General features: G+C 61.7%; 16 protein-coding genes. 12 read left to right on the top strand and 4 right to left on the bottom strand.

All coding sequences use genetic code 11. The annotated features are described in order from the left end of the window. The first annotated feature begins 166 nt into the window (after positions 1-166). Together INQ47_RS14050 and INQ47_RS14045 are read left to right on the top strand one after the other, a co-directional pair. Entirely contained in the window at positions 167-1102 is a 936-nt protein-coding gene (locus INQ47_RS14050; protein WP_003248753.1) for a chemotaxis protein CheV, read from the top strand. Between the two features lie 55 nt (positions 1103-1157). Further along, positions 1158-1958 (top strand): MOSC domain-containing protein, encoded by an 801-nt coding sequence (locus INQ47_RS14045; protein WP_252458331.1) that lies wholly within the window; start codon positions 1158-1160, stop codon positions 1956-1958. Positions 1959-2069: 111 nt separating this feature from the next. On the opposite strand, the gene INQ47_RS14040 is transcribed toward INQ47_RS14045, so the two are convergent. Continuing rightward, positions 2070-3995 (bottom strand): transglycosylase SLT domain-containing protein, encoded by a 1926-nt coding sequence (locus tag INQ47_RS14040; protein ID WP_404701936.1) that lies wholly within the window; start codon positions 3993-3995, stop codon positions 2070-2072. Between the two features lie 220 nt (positions 3996-4215). On the opposite strand from INQ47_RS14040, the gene INQ47_RS14035 reads away from it, so the two are divergent. Next, positions 4216-6144 (top strand): ATP-binding cassette domain-containing protein, encoded by a 1929-nt coding sequence (locus INQ47_RS14035; RefSeq protein ID WP_404701935.1) that lies wholly within the window; start codon positions 4216-4218, stop codon positions 6142-6144. A gap of 107 nt (positions 6145-6251) precedes the next feature. On the opposite strand, the gene INQ47_RS14030 is transcribed toward INQ47_RS14035, so the two are convergent. Then, positions 6252-6692 carry a universal stress protein gene (locus tag INQ47_RS14030; RefSeq protein WP_135192526.1) on the bottom strand — a complete coding sequence of 147 codons (441 nt, stop codon included), beginning with the start codon at positions 6690-6692 and terminating at the stop codon, positions 6252-6254. Between the two features lie 109 nt (positions 6693-6801). Between INQ47_RS14030 and INQ47_RS14025 the strand changes: the two genes are divergently transcribed. The 7 genes from INQ47_RS14025 (at position 6802) to INQ47_RS13995 (ending at position 15233) form a co-directional block, all read left to right on the top strand. Further along, positions 6802-7239: a hypothetical protein gene (locus tag INQ47_RS14025; protein ID WP_404701934.1), complete on the top strand. Its 438-nt coding sequence runs from the start codon at positions 6802-6804 to the stop codon at positions 7237-7239. 612 nt (positions 7240-7851) lie between these two features. Next, complete coding sequence (gene fadB / locus INQ47_RS14020) at positions 7852-9999, top strand: fatty acid oxidation complex subunit alpha FadB (RefSeq protein ID WP_404701933.1); 2148 nt, start codon at positions 7852-7854, stop codon at positions 9997-9999. Between the two features lie 31 nt (positions 10000-10030). Beyond that, positions 10031-11206 carry an acetyl-CoA C-acyltransferase FadA gene (gene fadA, locus INQ47_RS14015; RefSeq protein WP_010953128.1) on the top strand — a complete coding sequence of 392 codons (1176 nt, stop codon included), beginning with the start codon at positions 10031-10033 and terminating at the stop codon, positions 11204-11206. Positions 11207-11282: 76 nt separating this feature from the next. Next, entirely contained in the window at positions 11283-11534 is a 252-nt protein-coding gene (locus INQ47_RS14010) for a DUF1653 domain-containing protein (RefSeq protein WP_021785428.1), read from the top strand. A gap of 100 nt (positions 11535-11634) precedes the next feature. Next, entirely contained in the window at positions 11635-14244 is a 2610-nt protein-coding gene (gene topA, locus INQ47_RS14005; RefSeq protein WP_103443938.1) for a type I DNA topoisomerase, read from the top strand. Between the two features lie 189 nt (positions 14245-14433). Beyond that, a complete protein-coding gene (locus INQ47_RS14000; RefSeq protein ID WP_404701932.1) occupies positions 14434-14949 on the top strand; it encodes a DUF6586 family protein in 516 nt (171 codons plus the stop codon). Positions 14950-14999: 50 nt separating this feature from the next. Further along, entirely contained in the window at positions 15000-15233 is a 234-nt protein-coding gene (locus INQ47_RS13995; RefSeq protein ID WP_003248777.1) for a hypothetical protein, read from the top strand. Positions 15234-15283: 50 nt separating this feature from the next. Here the strand turns inward: INQ47_RS13995 and sulA are convergent, their stop codons facing one another. Both sulA and lexA read right to left on the bottom strand, forming a co-directional pair. Next, positions 15284-15760, bottom strand: coding sequence for an SOS-induced cell division inhibitor SulA (gene sulA / locus INQ47_RS13990; RefSeq protein ID WP_404701931.1), 477 nt, complete (start codon positions 15758-15760; stop codon positions 15284-15286). 13 nt (positions 15761-15773) lie between these two features. Beyond that, on the bottom strand, positions 15774-16382 hold the full coding sequence (lexA, locus tag INQ47_RS13985) for a transcriptional repressor LexA (RefSeq protein WP_010953131.1): 609 nt from the start codon (positions 16380-16382) through the stop codon (positions 15774-15776). 286 nt (positions 16383-16668) lie between these two features. Here lexA and INQ47_RS13980 point away from each other — a divergent pair, with 286 nt between their 5' ends. Beyond that, a complete protein-coding gene (locus tag INQ47_RS13980; RefSeq protein WP_021785423.1) occupies positions 16669-17376 on the top strand; it encodes a TetR/AcrR family transcriptional regulator in 708 nt (235 codons plus the stop codon). A gap of 189 nt (positions 17377-17565) precedes the next feature. Continuing rightward, entirely contained in the window at positions 17566-18564 is a 999-nt protein-coding gene (nagZ, locus tag INQ47_RS13975; protein WP_404701954.1) for a beta-N-acetylhexosaminidase, read from the top strand. Positions 18565-18771: the final 207 nt, after the last annotated feature.

The following is an 18771-nucleotide window of genomic DNA, read 5'->3' as shown; positions in this document are numbered from 1 at the left end:
TTTTGCCGTGCCCTGATTTGCCTCGGCGTGTCGGCAGTAAAGCATGATGGTAAAGTGATATCAATTATCCGCGCGGCATTTTCCCGCAAGGGTCAAGGTGTGCGTGAAGCCGCCGATACAGGGTAAATGATTTCACCTTTTTCGACTCAAGCCTGGGGGCTTTCCAATGGCTGGCATTCTCGACACGGTAGACCAACGCACGCAACTGGTGGGTGAGAACCGCCTGGAAATTCTGATGTTTCGCCTGGCCGGTCGCCAGCTGTTCGCGATCAACGTGTTCAAGGTGCAGGAAGTACTGCAACTGCCCAAGCTGACCCTGATGCCCCAGCGCCACGCCTATGTCTGCGGTGTGGTCAACCTGCGCGGGCAGACCCTGCCGGTGATCGACCTGTCCCAGGCGATCGGTATGCGCCCGCTACAGCCGGGGCCGGACAGCACCATCATCGTCACCGAATACAACCGCTCGGTGCAGGCCTTCCTGGTAGGCGGTGTCGACCGCATCGTCAACATGAACTGGGAGTCGATCATGCCGCCGCCTTCCAGTGCCGGTCGCCAGCACTACCTGACTGCCATCACCAAGGTCGATGAGAAGCTGGTGGAAGTGATCGACGTGGAAAAAGTGCTGGCCGAAATCGTGCCCTACAACGCCCGGGTTTCTGGCGACAAGCTCGCCGACCCGGTGCTGGCCCGGGCCCGCGGCCGCGAGGTGCTGCTGGTGGACGACTCCAGTGTGGCCTTGGCGCAATTGCGCGACACCCTGTCCCAACTGGGCATGAAGCTGCATGTGGCCAGTGATGGCCTGAAGGCGCTGCGCATGCTCAAGGGCTGGGCCGATGCTGGCGAGGACGTGTGCGAGAAACTGCTGATGGTGTTCACCGATGCAGAAATGCCGGAAATGGACGGCTATCGGCTGACCACCGAGATCCGCAGCGATGCCCGCCTGCGCCAGCTCTATGTGGTGCTGCACACTTCGCTGTCGGGCAGTTTCAACGAATCCATGGTGAAGAAGGTGGGTTGTGACAACTTCCTTTCCAAGTTCCAGCCTGATCGCCTTGTCGATGTGGTCAAGCAGCGCCTGTTGCTGGATACCACCGCTGCGTGAACGTTGTGCCGGCCAGGTATAAGCTTGGCTTTTGGCATGACACGAGGCAGCAAGGATGTTTCTCAGTGAGTTGTATCGATACCCGGTGAAGTCGGGGCAGGCGCAAAGCCTGAAGGCATCACCGGTGGGGTTGCTGGGGCTGCAAGGCGACCGGCGCTGGATGGTGGTCGAGGAAGAAAACGGACGCTTCCTGACCCAGCGTGCCTGGCCACAACTTGGCCAGATCTGCGCGAATGCTGACGACAGCGGCCTGTTGCTGCAAGCCCCTGGGCAGGCGCCGTTGCGGGTGCCTGTACCGCCTGCCGATGACGCCCTGCGCGGCGTGACGATCTGGCGCGATACCCTGCGTGTGCCGGACGCTGGTGATGCTGCGGCGGCCTGGTTGAGCGAGTTGCTGGGCAAGGCAGTACGCCTGGTGCATTGCCCGGAGCAGCGTGCGCGTTACCTGCCCAATGGTTACGGATTCAACAGTGACCGTGCGGCGTTTCCAGATGGCTTCCCCTTGCTGCTGATTGGGCAGGGCTCGCTGGATGAGCTTAATCGGCGTATTGGCCGGCCCATGTCGATGCTGCGCTTTCGGCCCAACCTGGTGGTGCACGGCGCGGAGCCGTTTGCCGAGGATGGCTGGAAGCGGATTCGCATCGGCAGCTTGGTGTTCCGCGTGCTAAAGCCCAGCGTGCGGTGCATCTTCACGACCATCGATCCAGCCACTGGGGAGCGCAGCGCTGACCGTGAGCCGATGGCTACGCTGAAGACTTTCCGCGAAAAAGAAGGCGACGTGCTGTTCGGCCAGAACCTGGCGGTGGATGGCAGTGGGTGGCTGGAGGTGGGGATGGAAGTAGAAATCCTGGAATAGGTGTGTTGCCTGTACCGGCCTCTTCGCGGGTGAACCCGCTCCTACAAGGGTTACGCGGTCGTTGTAGGAGCGGGTTCACCCGCGAAGAGGCCGGTACAGGCTCAACAGCAATCACATGTCATCGAAATACCGTTCATGCCAATCCACCAGTGGCTGCGGCGAATTCAGCTTTTGCCCGTAGATCACCGAATACGACAGCACGTTCTGCACATATTGGCGTGTTTCGTCGAACGGGATCGACTCCACCCACACATCGAAGCTCAGGTGCTTGGCGCCTTTGAGCCACTGGCGCACGCGCCCGGGCCCGGCATTGTAGGCTGCCGAAGCCAGCACCCGGTTGCCGTTGAACTGGCTATGTACCTGGCTCAGGTAGGCCGCACCCAGTTGGATGTTCTTGTCCGGGTTCAGCACTTGCGCCGGTGATGCCAGCGGGATACTGAACTTGCGTGCGGTTTCCTTGGCCGTGGCCGGCATCAGTTGCATCAGGCCGCTGGCGCCCACGGGTGAGCGGGCGTCCTCCATGAAGGCGCTTTCCTGGCGAGTGATGGCGAATACCCAGCTCGAATGCAGGCCGCGAGCCTTGGCTTCGCGCACCAGCGTGTCGCGGTGGGCCATGGGGAAGCGGATGTCCAGGTCGTCCCAGTAACGGGCCTGGCTGATGGTGCGGATGGCCGGGAAGTACCAGCGCAGCTCATAGGCCAAGCGTGCCTGTGCGACCATTTCGTCACGGGTGAAGTGGCGGCTGACGTGGTACCACTCACGGCGGCCATCAACGATCTGGCCGCGGGCGTGGAATTCCAGTGCGCGCTGGATACCGGGTGTGTTGCGCACCTTCTTGACCAGTTGCGGGCTCAGCAGCAGCGGCTTGTTGTTCATCTGGTACGGTGTCTGTGCCCGGTCGGCGGCGAGGAAGCCATAGAAGTCACGCTCACGCGCGGCGGTCTTGTAAAGCAGCGGGATCTGCGGGTTGTTTGGCTGTGCCAGTTCCAGGCTGCGGGCCTGCCAGTACTTCCAGCGGCTGGTGCTGGCCAGGTCCTGGGGAAGGCGCTTGGTCAACTCGTAGGCGTCCTCCCAGCGGCCCAGGCGCAGCAGCAGGCGAAGGCGCCATTCGCTGACGGTGTTGTCACGCAGCTCGGGGTCGTAGCGGGTCATCAGGTCGAGCGCGCGTGGGTCGTAGCGGCGTGCGAGGGTCAGGCCGATTTCACGGGCGATGGCCACCTTTTCGTCACGCGAGAAGTGCATGCGCTGGGCGTAATCGTCGAGCAGTGCCATCGCCCGCTCCGGGTTCTGCCGGGCCAGGCGGCGAAGGCCGAGGCTGACCACGTCGGACATGGCCTCGTTGACCGGGGTAAAGCGCGACGGCTGGTTGAGCAGCTCAGGCTTCTGCGCGACGTCGACCAGCAGGCGCCCCTGCGAGCGGAGGGTGGTCAGGGTCTTGGCCAGTGTGTTGGCCAGGCCGTAGTTGCGCGCCTGGGCTGCCAGCTTGGTGCGTGCCCAGCGCTTGGCCTCGGTCAGCTGGCCTTCGGCTGCCCACATGCCGAACAGCGTGTCACAGGCGGCAGGTTGCGATTTGCCGACGTTCCACAGCTTGTCGGCGGTGGCGTAACCTTCGGCGCGCAAACCGTGGCTGAGCTGGTATTGGCCGTTGAGGCAGTCCAGTTCGGTGAAATTGAGCTTGGGGTCGTAGTACTTGACGAAGGTATCCCACTCGCCGCGTTCGGCCAGCCAGCGCAACCAGCGCAGCTTCATCCAGTTGGCCTGGGGCAGGTCGCCGTGCTTGGCAAGGAAACCTTCGATTTCCTGGTTGCTGGCGGTTTTCAGGCGGGCAGTGAGTTCATCGTAGGCCAGGTAGGGCGTCAGCGGGTAGTCCTTCAAGGCCTGGGCATAGCGCAGGTACGGGCCTTTGTCGCCTTTGGCCAGCGCGCGCTTGGCCTCGTCATAGTACTGGCGTTGCAGGGTCAGGTCGGCGGCCTGCGCCACGCAGGTGGCAGCGGTAAGCAGCAGGCAGGATGCAATATGTAACAGGCGGCTGCGCATGATACGTCCGGGCAGTTGAACCATGGGGAGTGTCGGCGGAGCCAGCACTGTTGGAAGCTATTGCCTTAGCTTAGCCGTTTGCCGGCAGTGGGTGAAAGCGCTGTGCGTGTATCGGGATATTAAGTTCGACCAGATGTCGCCAGGCGCTCACCGGTTGGCCTGGCGGATGCCGTCGGGGGCCAAGTCAGGTAGAATGCGCGCCCGATTTATGGAGACGAACATGACCCTGCTCAAATTCAGCGATGTGTCCCTCGCATTCGGCGCCATGCCGCTGCTGGACAAAGTGTCCTGGCAGATCGCTCGTGGCGAGCGGGTGTGCATCATCGGCCGCAACGGCACCGGCAAGTCGAGCATGCTGCGCCTGGTCAAGGGCGAGCAGAAGGGCGACGACGGCGAAATCTGGCGTGCCCCGGGCCTGAAGATCGGTGAGCTGCCGCAGGAGCTGCCGGTGGCCGACGAGCGCACAGTGTTCGACGTGGTAGCCGCAGGTCTGGACGGCGTCGGCGAGTTGCTGGCGCAGTTCCACCACCTGAGCATGAACATCCAGGGCGATGAAGACCTCGAAAAACTCATGCACGTCCAGCATGAGCTGGAAGCCCGCGACGGCTGGCGCCTGCAGCAGGTGGTGGAAAGCACGCTCAGTCGCCTGCAACTGCCGGCCGACAAGACCCTGGCCGAGCTGTCCGGTGGCTGGCGTCGCCGCGTACTGCTGGCCCAGGCGCTGGTGTCCGAGCCCGACCTGCTGCTGCTCGACGAACCGACCAACCACCTGGACATCGGTGCCATCGCCTGGCTCGAAGAGGCCCTGCGTGGCTTCAACGGCGCGGTATTGTTCATCACCCACGACCGTTCGTTCCTGCAGAACCTGGCTACCCGCATTCTCGAGCTGGACCGCGGCGGCCTGATCGACTGGAACGGCGACTACGCCAGCTTCCTGGTGCACAAGGAAGCCGCACTGGCCGCCGAGGAAACCGCCAACGCGCTGTTCGACAAGCGCCTGGCCCAGGAAGAAGTGTGGATTCGCCAGGGTATCAAGGCCCGGCGTACCCGCAACGAAGGCCGTGTGCGTGCACTGAAGGCCCTGCGTGTGGAGCGTGGCGAGCGCCGCGAACGACAGGGCAAGGCCAACATCCAGATCGAAGCAGCGGACAAGTCCGGCAAGCAGGTAATGGTGCTGGAAAATGTCAGCTTCCATCACCCGGACGGGCCTCTGCTGGTCAAGGACTTTTCCATGGTCCTGCAGCGGCAGGACCGCATTGGTCTGCTGGGCGCAAACGGCACTGGCAAGACCACTTTGCTCAAGATGATGTTGGGCGACCTTGAGCCCACGGCGGGCAAAGTGGAGCGCGGTACCAAGCTCGAGGTGGCTTATTTCGACCAGATGCGCCACCAGCTCGACCTGGAAAAGACCGTGATCGACAACCTGGCCGAAGGCCGTGATTTCATCGAGATCGATGGCCAGAACCGCCACGTGCTGAGTTACCTGGGCGACTTCCTGTTCAGCCCCCAGCGTGCGCGCACGCCGGTCAAGGCGCTGTCGGGTGGTGAGCGTGCGCGGCTGCTGCTGGCCAAACTGTTCAGCAAGCCGGCCAACCTGCTGGTGCTCGACGAACCGACCAACGACCTGGACGTGGAAACCCTCGAGCTGCTGGAGGAGGTGCTGTCCAACTACAAAGGCACCGTGCTGATGGTCAGCCACGACCGGGCCTTCCTCGACAACGTCGTTACCAGCACGCTGGTGTTCGAAGGCGAGGGCAAGGTGCGTGAGTATGTGGGCGGCTACGAGGACTGGATTCGCCAGGGCGGCTCGCCGAAGCTGCTGGGTGTAACCGAGAGCAAGGGCGGCAAGTCTGCACTCAACAGCGCGGTGGTGGAGAAGGTCGAGGCCAAGCCTGAACCTGCTGTTGCAGCGGTGGTGGAAGAGGCTTCGAAGAAGAAGCTCAGCTACAAGCTGCAGCGTGAGCTGGAAATGCTGCCGGGGCAGATCGACGAGCTGGAACAGCGTATGGCCGAGGCTCAGGAAGAAGTGAATGCGGCGGGCTTCTACCAGCGGCCGATTGCAGAAACTTCGGCGGTGCTGGCACAGATCGAGAAGCTGCAGGGCGAGCTGGATGTATTGGTAGAGCGCTGGGCTGAGCTGGAAGGCTGATTGGCGTTAGCCTGTTCCGGCCTCTTCGCGGGTAAACCCGCTCCTACAGGGATCGCCATATCCCTGCAGGCGCGGGCTTGCACGCGAAGAGGCCGGTTCAGGTCAAATCAATCCTTCTTCAGCAAGCGTACCGCCAGCACGTCACACGGCGCACCGTGCAGTACATCGTTGGCCGTGGAGCCCAGCAGCAATGCCAGGCCGTGACGGCCATGGCTGCCGACCACGATCAGGTCGCAGTTCTGGTCCTTGGCCAGCTGGTGGATTTCCTGGCGCGGTTGGCCGTAGGTCAGGTGCGAGTCGCCGCGGTTGATTTCCGGGTATTTGTTGAACAGGCGGTCCATGCGCTCCTTGGCCTGGTCGAACTGCTGCTGTTGCAGCTGCGACAGGTCCATCGGTACGTCACCGCCGAAAGCCATGGCCATCGGCTCGACAATGTGCACCAGAGATACCTTGGCATTTGAAGGTTCTGCCAGCGCCATGGCGCGCTTGATCACCGGGTCGCACTCTTCGGTCAGGTCGACGGCGACCAACAAATGTTCGTATTTCATGAGCGGTACTCCTGACAATCGCGATAGAAGAAGTATGGTCGCTTTAGGGCGGGTCCACCGTGAAAATGGCTAACCAGCGCATTTGCAACGCTTTATGGGAACTACTGATATGACGGTATTGCTGGTGGTGTCAATCCTTGCGCTGATTCTCAGCCCGCTTTCCTGGCTGCGCAGTTCGCGCAAGCAGAGCGAGCAGATGAAGTTGCGCCTGGAGGCACGGCGCATGGGGCTGGCCATGCAATTGGCGCCGCAGCAGTGGCCGCACTGGCTGGAAAAGGAGCCGCCAAGCCCCTGCCCGCAGTATCACCGGGCCCGGCGCCGTGGGAATGAGGACAGCTTCAGCTTCTGGCAGGTCAGCCCCGGGGTGTGGTGGAACCAGTGGCGTGAACCCTGTGAAGACCCACGCTTCATGGGCGCCTTGTCGCGTCTGCCGGCGAGTGTTTACAAGGTAGAGGCTGATGCGCGGATGATTGCCTTGTACTGGACCGAGCGCGGCGATACTGCTGTGTTGCAGGATGTTGCCTACGCCCTCGAAACCTTGGCTTGAGCTCCGCCCATATGCGCCCCTGTAGGCGAGGATTCACCTGCGAACACCGGCAGAGCCGGTGCCAAACTCCGCGGTGCCTGCTTCGCGGGTAAACCCGCTCCTACGGGATCGGCATCCAGCCTGGTCAATCTGTTCCATAACGACAAAGCGGCGGCTCGGCATGACCCTGAAGGGGTGGGGTGCCAAGTCGCCGCTTTGCGTTCTGCTGCGCAGAAAAGGCCAGGCAGGCCGGGTATTCATTCAAGCAAGAGCCAGTGTAGTCGCCCTGGCTCGCTGCGCAAGCACAAAGCACTCCAGCCCATATGTGTGGTCAATCGCTGACATGAATGACCGGCGATCACTGTCATCATGTTTTGTACCCGAACGATAGAAAATGACTGGAAAGTCGCGTTTTCGCCGTGCTCGTGAGCATTTGACAACGCCCATCTTTTCGGAGAATGTGTGCACACCCAAATCAAACGGGCGTATGAATTGAGCGTTTGTATGTCATGACGCCAAGCCATACTTCCGACTAGCGCGCTGACGGGTGTGCCTGGGGCAGGGCAGCTAGGCCTGCTTCTGCTGCAGCGATCGGCGTGTACAGTTCAGCTTCCATATCGTGGAGATCAGTTGATGATTTACGAAGGTAAAGCCATCACGGTTAAGGCTCTTGAAAGTGGCATCGTCGAGCTCAAGTTCGACCTCAAGGGTGAGTCCGTCAACAAGTTCAACCGCCTTACCCTGAACGAGCTGCGCCAGGCCGTCGATGCCATCCAGGCCGATGCCTCGGTCAAGGGCGTGATCGTCAGCAGTGGCAAGGACGTGTTCATCGTCGGCGCCGACATCACCGAGTTCGTCGACAACTTCGAGCTGCCTGAGGCCGAACTGGTCGCTGGCAACCTGGAAGCCAATCGCATCTTCAACGCCTTCGAAGACCTCGAAGTGCCGACCGTTGCCGCCATCAACGGCATCGCGCTGGGCGGCGGCCTGGAAATGTGCCTGGCGGCCGACTACCGGATCATGTCCTCCAGCGCCAGGATCGGCCTGCCGGAAGTCAAGCTGGGTATCTACCCGGGCTTTGGCGGTACCGTGCGCCTGCCACGCCTGATCGGCTCGGACAACGCCATCGAGTGGATCGCCGCCGGCAAGGAAAACCGTGCCGAAGACGCCCTGAAAGTGGGGGCCGTCGACGCCGTGGTCGCCCCTGAGCTGCTGATGGCCGGTGCCCTCGACCTGATCAAGCGTGCCATCAGTGGCGAGCTGGACTACAAGGCCAAGCGCCAGCCGAAGCTGGAAAAGCTCAAGCTCAATGCCATCGAGCAGATGATGGCCTTCGAGACTGCCAAGGGCTTCGTCGCTGGCCAGGCCGGCCCTAACTACCCGGCCCCGGTCGAAGCGATCAAGAGCATCCAGAAAGCCGCCAACTTCGGTCGCGACAAGGCGCTGGAAGTCGAAGCCGCCGGCTTTGCCAAGTTGGCCAAGACCTCGGTCGCCGAGAGCCTGATCGGTTTGTTCCTCAACGATCAGGAACTCAAGCGCAAGGCCAAGGCGCATGACGAGATCGCCCACGACGTGAAGCAGGCCGCCGTGCTCGGCGCCGGCATCATGGGTGGCGGTATCGCCTACCAGTCGGCGGTCAAAGGTACGCCGATCCTGATGAAGGACATCCGCGAAGACGCCATTCAGCTGGGTCTGAACGAAGCTTCCAAGCTGCTTGGCAACCGCGTCGAAAAGGGTCGCCTGACCCCGGCCAAGATGGCCGAGGCGCTCAACGCCATTCGCCCGACCCTGTCCTATGGCGATTTCGCCAATGTCGACATCGTCGTCGAGGCTGTGGTCGAGAACCCGAAGGTCAAGCAAGCGGTACTGGCGGAAGTGGAGGGCCAGGTGAAGGACGATGCGATCCTAGCTTCCAACACCTCTACCATCTCCATCAACCTGCTGGCCAAGGCGCTCAAGCGCCCGGAAAACTTCGTCGGCATGCACTTCTTCAACCCGGTGCACATGATGCCGCTGGTTGAAGTGATCCGTGGCGAGAAGTCCAGTGAAGTGGCGGTTGCCACCACCGTGGCCTACGCCAAGAAAATGGGCAAGAACCCGATCGTGGTCAACGACTGCCCGGGCTTTTTGGTCAACCGCGTGCTGTTCCCGTACTTCGGCGGCTTTGCCAAGCTGGTCAGCGCCGGTGTCGATTTTGTGCGCATCGACAAGGTCATGGAAAAGTTCGGCTGGCCGATGGGCCCGGCCTACCTGATGGACGTGGTCGGCATCGACACCGGTCACCATGGCCGCGATGTGATGGCCGAAGGTTTCCCGGACCGCATGAAGGACGAGCGTCGCTCGGCCGTTGACGCGCTGTACGAGGCCAACCGCCTGGGCCAGAAGAACGGCAAGGGCTTCTACGCCTACGAAACCGACAAGCGCGGCAAGCCGAAGAAGGTCTTCGATGCCACCGTGCTCGACGTGCTCAAGCCTATCGTGTTCGAGCAGCGTGAAGTGACCGATGAAGACATCATCAACTGGATGATGGTCCCGCTGTGCCTGGAGACTGTGCGCTGCCTGGAAGACGGCATCGTCGAAACCGCCGCCGAAGCCGACATGGGGCTGGTCTACGGCATTGGTTTCCCTCCCTTCCGCGGTGGTGCGCTGCGTTACATCGACTCGATCGGTGTGGCCGAATTCGTTGCCCTGGCCGATCAGTACGCCGACCTGGGGCCGCTGTACCACCCGACCGCCAAGCTGCGTGAAATGGCCAAGAACGGCCAGCGCTTCTTCAACTGAGCGGTCAACGAGCTAGAGCGAGAGATTTGATATGAGCCTGAATCCAAGAGACGTGGTGATTGTCGACTTCGGTCGCACGCCAATGGGCCGCTCCAAGGGTGGCATGCACCGCAATACCCGCGCTGAAGACATGTCGGCGCACCTGATCAGCAAGCTGCTGGAACGCAACGGCAAGGTCGACCCGAAAGAAGTCGAGGATGTGATCTGGGGCTGCGTCAACCAGACCCTGGAGCAGGGCTGGAACATCGCCCGCATGGCGTCGCTGATGACCCCAATCCCGCACACCTCTGCGGCGCAGACCGTCAGCCGCCTGTGCGGTTCGTCGATGAGCGCCCTGCACACGGCTGCCCAGGCGATCATGACCGGTAACGGTGATGTGTTCGTGGTGGGTGGCGTGGAGCACATGGGCCACGTCAGCATGATGCACGGCGTCGACCCCAACCCGCACCTGTCCTTGCATGCCGCCAAGGCTTCCGGGATGATGGGCCTGACTGCGGAAATGCTCGGCAAGATGCACGGCATCACCCGTGAGCAGCAGGACCTGTTCGGCTTGCGTTCGCACCAGCTGGCCCACAAGGCCACTGTCGAAGGCAAGTTCAAGGATGAAATCATCCCGATGCAGGGCTATGACGAAAACGGCTTCCTGAAGGTGTTCGATTTCGACGAAACCATTCGCCCGGAAACCACCCTCGAAGGCCTTGCGTCGCTCAAGCCTGCGTTCAACCCGAAAGGCGGTACTGTCACTGCCGGTACCTCGTCGCAGATTACCGACGGCGCATCGTGCATGATCGTGATGTCCGGCCAGCGTGCGATGGACCTGGGTATCCAGCCATTGGCGGTCATCCGCTCGATGGCGGTGGCGGGTGTCGACCCGGCGATCATGGGTTACGGCCCGGTGCCATCGACCCAGAAAGCCCTCAAGCGTGCCGGTCTTACCATGGCTGACATCGACTTCATCGAGCTCAATGAAGCCTTCGCTGCACAGGCCCTGCCAGTGCTGAAAGACTTGAAAGTGCTCGACAAGATGGATGAGAAGGTTAACCTGCACGGCGGCGCGATTGCCTTGGGCCACCCGTTCGGTTGCTCCGGGGCGCGGATTTCCGGCACCCTGCTCAACGTCATGAAGCAAAATGGCGGTACTCTGGGTGTTGCGACCATGTGCGTCGGCCTGGGCCAAGGTATCACCACTGTCTTCGAACGCGTCTGATCGCGTAGCGGGACAGCAACCGGGGCCTTGTGCCCCGGTTTTGTTTTTTTCAGGTTTTATTCAGGAGGTGTGCAACATGCAGATACAACCAGGCGTCTACCGGCATTACAAAGGGCCTGAGTACCGTGTCTTCAGTGTTGCGCGGCACTCCGAAACCGAAGAGTGGATGGTGTTCTACCAATGCCTGTATGGTGATTACAGCTTCTGGGTACGCCCCCTTTCGATGTTCGAGGAGTCCGTAGAAGTTGACGGCGAGCAGGTGCCACGCTTTGCTTTGGTCAAGGCCGAAGAAGGGCTGCCCGGGTTGCTGGGCAAGTCGCACGACTGATCGTCCGAGCTTGACCTCACACTTTTGCCACTATATATAGCGGTGCCGCGTCTGGCACTTGGCGCGTTTTTTATCTTCAGATTCAGGAATACTCCGATCCATGGGCAAATCGCTGGTCATTGTGGAATCCCCGGCCAAGGCCAAGACCATCAACAAGTACCTGGGTAACCAGTACGTGGTGAAGTCGAGTATCGGCCATATCCGAGACCTCCCCACCAGCGGTTCGGCCAGCGCGAGCAAAGAGCCGGCCGCCAAGCGTGGCAAGGCTGCGGGTGAGGCGCCGGCGCTTTCGCCGAAAGAAAAGGCCCGCCGCCAGCTGGTGGCGCGCATGGGCGTCGACCCCGACCATGGCTGGAAGGCCAAGTACGAGATCCTGCCTGGCAAGGAAAAGGTGATCGAAGAGCTGCGCCGCCTGGCCAAGGATGCCGACACCATCTATCTCGCAACCGACTTGGACCGCGAAGGGGAAGCCATTGCCTGGCACCTGCGCGAGGCCATCGGGGGTGACGACACCCGCTACAAGCGCGTGGTGTTCAACGAAATTACCAAGAAGGCCATTCAGGAGGCCTTTTCGCAGCCGGGCGAGCTGGACATCGACCGGGTCAACGCCCAACAGGCGCGGCGTTTCCTCGACCGCGTGGTCGGTTACATGGTTTCGCCGCTGCTGTGGGCCAAGATTGCCCGCGGCCTGTCCGCTGGCCGTGTGCAGTCGGTAGCGGTAAAGCTGGTGGTGGAGCGCGAGCGCGAGATCCGCGCGTTCATCCCGGAAGAGTACTGGGAAATCCACGCTGACCTCGGCACCGCCAAGAACGCCAAGGTGCGTTTCGAGGTGGCGCGGGAGAAGGGCGAGGCCTTCAAGCCGCTGAACGAAGCTCAGGCCATGGCGGCGCTGGATAAGCTCAAGGCTTCCAGCTACAGCGTGGTCAAGCGCGAAGACCGTCCGACCAGCAGCAAGCCATCGGCACCCTTCATTACTTCCACCTTGCAGCAAGCGGCCAGTAACCGCCTGGGCTTCGGTGTGAAGAAAACCATGATGATGGCCCAGCGCTTGTACGAAGCCGGTTACATCACCTACATGCGTACCGACTCGACCAACCTGTCGGCTGACGCCCTGGATATGGCACGCAGCTACATCGAGCGGGAGTTCGGCAAGCAGTACCTGCCGGAGGCGCCACTGGTTTACGGCAGCAAGGAGGGCGCCCAGGAGGCACACGAAGCGATTCGACCTTCTGACGTGAATACCCACCCGACCAAGCTCAGCGGCATGGAGCGTGATGCCGAGCGCCTGTACGAGCTGATCTGGCGCCAGTTCCTGGCTTGCCAGATGCCGCCAGCGCAGTACCTGTCCACCAGCGTCACCGTCGCGGCCGGCGATTTCGAGCTGCGTGCCAAGGGCCGCATCCTCAAGTTCGACGGCTACACCCGTGTGCTGCCCCAGCAGAGCAAGCCGGGCGAAGACGACGTGCTGCCAGAAATGGTTCAGGGTGAAGCGCTTAAACTGATCCAGATCGACCCGAGCCAGCACTTCACCAAGCCGCCGGCGCGCTTCACCGAAGCCAGCCTGGTCAAGGAAATGGAAAAGCGCGGCATTGGCCGCCCATCGACCTACGCGGCGATCATTTCCACCATCCAGGACCGTGGCTATGTGACGCTGCACAACCGCCGCTTCTACTCCGAGAAGATGGGCGACATCGTCACCGAGCGCCTGTCGGAGAGCTTCTCCAACCTGATGGACTATGGCTTTACTGCCGTCATGGAAGAGAACCTCGACGACGTGGCCCAGGGCGAGCGTGACTGGAAGAACGTGCTCGACGAGTTCTACGGCGACTTCAGCAAAAAGCTGCAGACTGCCGAGTCCAGTGAAGACGGCATGCGTGCCAACCAGCCGACCATGACCAACATTCCGTGCAAGGAATGTGGCCGGCCGATGATGATTCGCACCGCCTCTACAGGCGTGTTCCTGGGTTGCTCTGGCTACAGCCTGCCGCCGAAAGAGCGCTGCAAGGCCACCGTCAACCTGGTGCCGGGCGACGAGATTGCTGCTGACGACGAGGGCGAGTCGGAATCGCGCGTGCTGCTGGGCAAGCACCGTTGCCCGATCTGCGCCACGGCGATGGACGCCTACCTGCTGGACGAGAAGCACAAGCTGCACATCTGCGGTAACAACCCGGATTGTGTAGGTTACGAGATCGAGGAAGGCAACTACCGCATCAAGGGCTACGAAGGGCCGAGCCTTGAGTGCGACAAGTGCGGTAGCGAGATGCAATTGAAGACCGGCCGTTTCGGCAAGTTCTTCGGCTGCACCAACCCGGCGTGCAAGAACACCCGCAAGCTGCTCAAGAGCGGCGAGGCGGCGCCGCCGAAGATGGACAAGGTAGACATGCCGGAGCTCAAGTGCGAGAAGGTCGACGATACCTACGTGCTGCGCGACGGTGCTTCGGGGCTGTTCCTGGCTGCCAGCCAGTTCCCCAAGAACCGCGAAACCCGTGCGCCACTGGTGCTGGAGATTGTGCCGCACAAGCATGAGATCGACCCGAAGTACCACTTCCTGTGCGATGCGCCGCAGAAAGACCCGGATGGTCGCCCGGCGGTGATCCGCTACAGCCGCAAGACCAAGGAGCAGTACGTGCAGTCCGAGGTCGATGGCAAGCCGACCGGTTGGAAGGCGTTCTACGACGGCAATGCCTGGAAGGTTGAAGACAAGCGCTGATCCATCGGTGCTGTGATATGGGGCCGCTTTGCGCCCCTTCGCGGGCTTGCCCGCTCCCACAGGTATCGCGCCGCCCTTGAATGTGGCGCTGTACTGGTGGGAGCGGGCAAGCCCGCGAAGGGGCGCAAAGCGGCCCCAATCATTTATGATGCAGATATTCGCCTTGTAGCCTTATGGGAGGGCACTGAAATGGCCCAGGAACTCTACACCCGCACCAACCAGAAACTGTTCTTCGCCGGCCTCGCCCTCGAGTCCATGGCCAAGGCTGAACAAAGCCAGGCCATGAATGCCCAAGGCTTGGTTCAGGCTGAACGCGAGTCGGCGCTGTTCCACCTGTATGGTGCTCTGTTGGGGCTGTGCCATGAAATCGGGGGCTTCTACCGCCTGCCGATTGTCGCGACGGTGGAGCAGGCCCTGGCCGACGATGCCCTTAACGGTATAACCATCCCGGAAGTGGCCGAGTTGCTGGAACTGGCCCGCCAGCGTGAAACCTGGCTGGCGCAAATGCTCGGTGCTTATGCCGATTTGTTCCGACCACCGGTCGCTAGAAAAGCGCCGAAAACCGACGTTACCCAACCACTGATTCAGGCCGTCAATCTTGATGAGCCTGAGCATCCAGCGCTCTCGCGTGCCGAGCTGGAAAGCTGGCGAAATGACCTCAAAAGTCTGGTGAGACGTTTCCGTGACGCGTTGAGTGAGTGCTGATAGCCGCAACGGCTGGTACAATAATCGCCTTTCGCGGAGAACTGCCATTTATGTCTACGTCTTTTCTGGAAATTGTCGAGTTGCCTGATGGCCGCATCGAACTTCGTCGCGCCGAGGATGAGGGCTCTCTGGTAACCCTGGATTTCTCGGAAGACGCCAAGGTGTTCCTGCAGGGTCAGCATGTGGAAGTGGCCAAGGCCATGCTCAGTGTGGGCGTGCAGATGGCCGGTCGCCTGATGGATGGCGAGCTTGAGCGTGATGAAGGGCCGCGTGTGCTGCACTGAGTGTGCAGCAGCGTATCAGGCTATTTGAAGTGACAGGCAAAGCCTGAACATCAGCCGAGGCGGATGTTCAGGCTTTGTGCGTTTCCGGCACTGGCTGCACGTAGCAGTTGCTGGCGTGCAGTGGCGTTGACGTTGCCCAGCCAGCTCACCACGGTGTGGCTGAGGCCCAGGCGCAAGGCCTCACAGGCCAGCTGCAGCGCGCTTTGATTGCTGCGGGGTTGCAGCAGCAGAATACGTTCACGGTTGAGCCCGGCATCGCGCAGCCAGGCCTGGGTCAGGCTTGGCGGCGGGGCGATCAGGGTCAGCCAGCGGGCCTCGTCCTCTTCGCTCAGCTCGCGCAGCACCGGCGCCAGCAGGCTTTGGCAGTGGCCAGGGGCGCCGCGCAGCGACAGTTCGCTGAACAGTTCGGGCTGGCTGCTCTTGCGCGCTGGCTCCTTGGCTTTCAGGCCTGGCAGCACGGGCTGTGCGAGGAATGCTTCGAACAGGGGCAACTGGGCTTGCTCGGGTGCGTGAATGAACTGCTGCATGACGCCTCCTGGATCAGCGGCGAATGACGCCGACGCTCAAGCCCTCGATCACCAGTTCCTGTTCTTTCAGGTCGACTTCGATGGGGGCGAATTCGGGGTTTTCGGCAAGCAGCCAGACTTTGCTGCCTTCGCGCTTGAAGCGCTTGACGGTGACTTCGTCGCCGATACGCGCCACCACGATCTGGCCGTTGCGGGCCTCACGGCAGGTGTGCACCGCCAGCAGGTCACCGTCGAAGATGCCGACGTCCTTCATGCTCATGCCGTGTACGCGCAGCAAATAATCGGCTTGGGGGTGGAAGAAGGCAGGGTTGATGTTGCAGGATTGCTCGATGTGCTGTTCTGCAAGGATCGGCGCACCGGCAGCTACCCGGCCGATGATGGGCAGGCCGGCTTCTTCGGCCTTGGCTTCCAGGCCAGGGATGCGGATGCCGCGGGAAGCGCCCGGCGTCATTTCGATCGCGCCCTTGCGGGCAAGGGCCTTGAGGTGCTCCTCGGCGGCATTGGGCGACTTGAAGCCCAGCTCCTGAGCAATCTCCGCGCGGGTGGGCGGGAAGCCGTTGTCTTCCAGGCAGCGCTTGATGAACGCGAGAATTTCGGCTTGGCGTGGCGTCAGTTTCAACATGGTAAGCGCTCTGTCTTTTTGTACAGTGACTGGGATTATATACAGTGTCAGGCCCGCTGCAAGCTCCAAGCTGCAAGAAAGGGCGAAACGGCAGTCCTTCCAGCCTTTTCAGTCACCTCAGAAGCGATTTCGTGATATCCGGTCGGTGTTGCTGTTACTTGACGCTTGCAGCCAGCAGCTAGCACCATTTTAAATGGCGACCGCCCAGTCACCGAGCCTTGACAGAAGCAGGGCTGAAACGTATGTTTCAAACACCTGTTTGTCTGGCGGAGTAGTCGGAGTAGTCATGGCCCAATCGGAAACCGTTGAACGCATTCTCGATGCTGCCGAGCAGCTGTTCGCGGAAAGGGGGTTCGCCGAAACCTCGTTGCGGCTGATTACCAGCAAGGCCGGGGTCAACCTGGCGGCAGTCAACTATCATTTCGGCTCCAAGAAGGCGCTGATTCAGGCTGTTTTTTCGCGTTTCCTCGGCCCATTTTGCGCCAGTCTCGAGCGTGAACTGGAGCGGCGCCAGGCCAAGCCGGAGCACAAGCCCAGCCTTGAAGAACTGCTGGAAATGCTCGTAGAGCAGGCGTTGGCCGTGCAGCCGCGTAGCAACAACGACCTGTCGATCTTCATGCGCCTGCTGGGTCTGGCGTTCAGCCAGAGCCAGGGTCACCTGCGGCGTTATCTGGAAGACATGTACGGCAAGGTGTTCCGCCGCTACATGCTGCTGGTGAACGAAGCTGCGCCACGCATTCCGCCACTGGAACTGTTCTGGCGTGTGCACTTCATGTTGGGTGCCGCGGCCTTCAGCATGTCCGGTATCAAAGCCCTGCGGGCGATTGCCGAGACTGACTTCGGCATCAACACGTCGATTGAGCAGGTGATGCGCCTGATGGTGCCGTTCCTGGCGGCAGGCATGCGTGCTGACAGCGGTGTGACCGACGAGGCGATGGCCACTGCGCAGCTGCGCCCGCGAACAAAGACCAGCTCGGCTACCGCCAAGGCCTGAAGGCTGGGCGTGGCAGGGCGCTTCCGCTAAGCTAGCGCCCATGCCTGATCTCGATCTACTTCATATTTCCCTTGCTGACCAGTGCTCTTATGGCTTCGCCTGTGGCCAGCGGCGTGTGCCTGTCGGTGTCTGCTGCCCCCCGGTGGGCCTCTCTCTGTCTTCAATGAAGGATTACCCATGACTGTCAGCCTGCAAGGCTCCCTGATGGTGGATATCGCCGGTAAATGGCTGACCGCCGAAGACCGTCAATTGCTGCGCCAGCCCGAAGTGGCTGGCCTGATCATCTTTGCCCGCAATATCGACAGCCCGCGCCAGGTGCGCGAACTGTGCGCGTCCATCCGCGCCATTCGCCCCGAGCTGATCCTGGCAGTGGACCAGGAGGGTGGTCGCGTACAACGACTGCGCCATGGCTTTGTGCGCCTGCCGGCCATGCGTGCGCTGGCCGATAACGACAACGCTGAATACCTGGCTGAGCAGTGCGGCTGGCTGATGGCGACCGAGGTGCTGGCAGTTGGTCTGGACCTCAGCTTTGCTCCGGTGCTCGACCTGGACCACCAGCGTAGCGCCGTGGTGGGTAGCCGCGCGTTCGAGGGTGATCCGCTGCGTGCAACGCAACTGGCCGGCGCGTTCATCCGTGGCATGAATGCGGCGGGAATGGCCGCGTGTGGCAAGCATTTCCCGGGGCATGGTTGGGCCGAAGCCGATTCGCACGTGGCCATCCCCACCGATGAGCGCAGCCTGGAACAGCTGCGCCAGGCCGACCTAGTGCCGTTTACCCGCCTGAGTGGGCAGCTTGCGGCAGTGATGCCGGCGCATGTCATTTACCCGCAGGTCGACAACCAGCCGGCCGGCTTCTCGCGGCGTTGGTTGCGGGACATCCTGCGTGGCGAGCTGGGCTTTGACGGGGTGATCTTCAGTGATGACCTGTCGATGGCCGGTGCGCATGTGGTGGGCGACGCGGCCAGCCGTATCGAGGCGGCGCTCAGCGCCGGTTGTGACATGGGCCTGGTGTGCAATGACCGGGCGGCGGCGGAGCTGGCGCTGAGTGCGGCGCAGCGCATGAAGGTCAAGCCGTCGCCGCGGATTGCGCGGATGCGCGGGCAAGGTTTTGCGCGGACCGATTATCGCCAGCAGCCGCGCTGGCTGGAGGCGTTGGGGGCGTTGAAGGAAGCTCAGTTGGTCGATTGACTGCGCGGGCCTGTTCGTTCCCACAAGTCGGGTTTACCTGCGAATACGGTAGCGGCGGCAACGGTTAATGGCGGGTGGAGATTGGTCGGCAGGACCGGCCCTTTCGCGGGTAAACCCGCTCCTACACGCGGCCTGTGTCCAACCTCCGGTGTGTGTCCACCACCAATCTTTGTAGGAGCGGGTTTACCCGCGAATACGGTAGCGGCG

Origin of the sequence: Pseudomonas sp. 3HC3, assembly GCF_044904505.1 — a bacterium.
Classification (GTDB): Bacteria; Pseudomonadota; Gammaproteobacteria; order Pseudomonadales; family Pseudomonadaceae; genus Aquipseudomonas; species Aquipseudomonas putida_Y.
The sequence above is the reverse complement of the archived record's forward strand: the minus strand, read 5'-3'. Positions and strand labels throughout refer to the sequence as shown.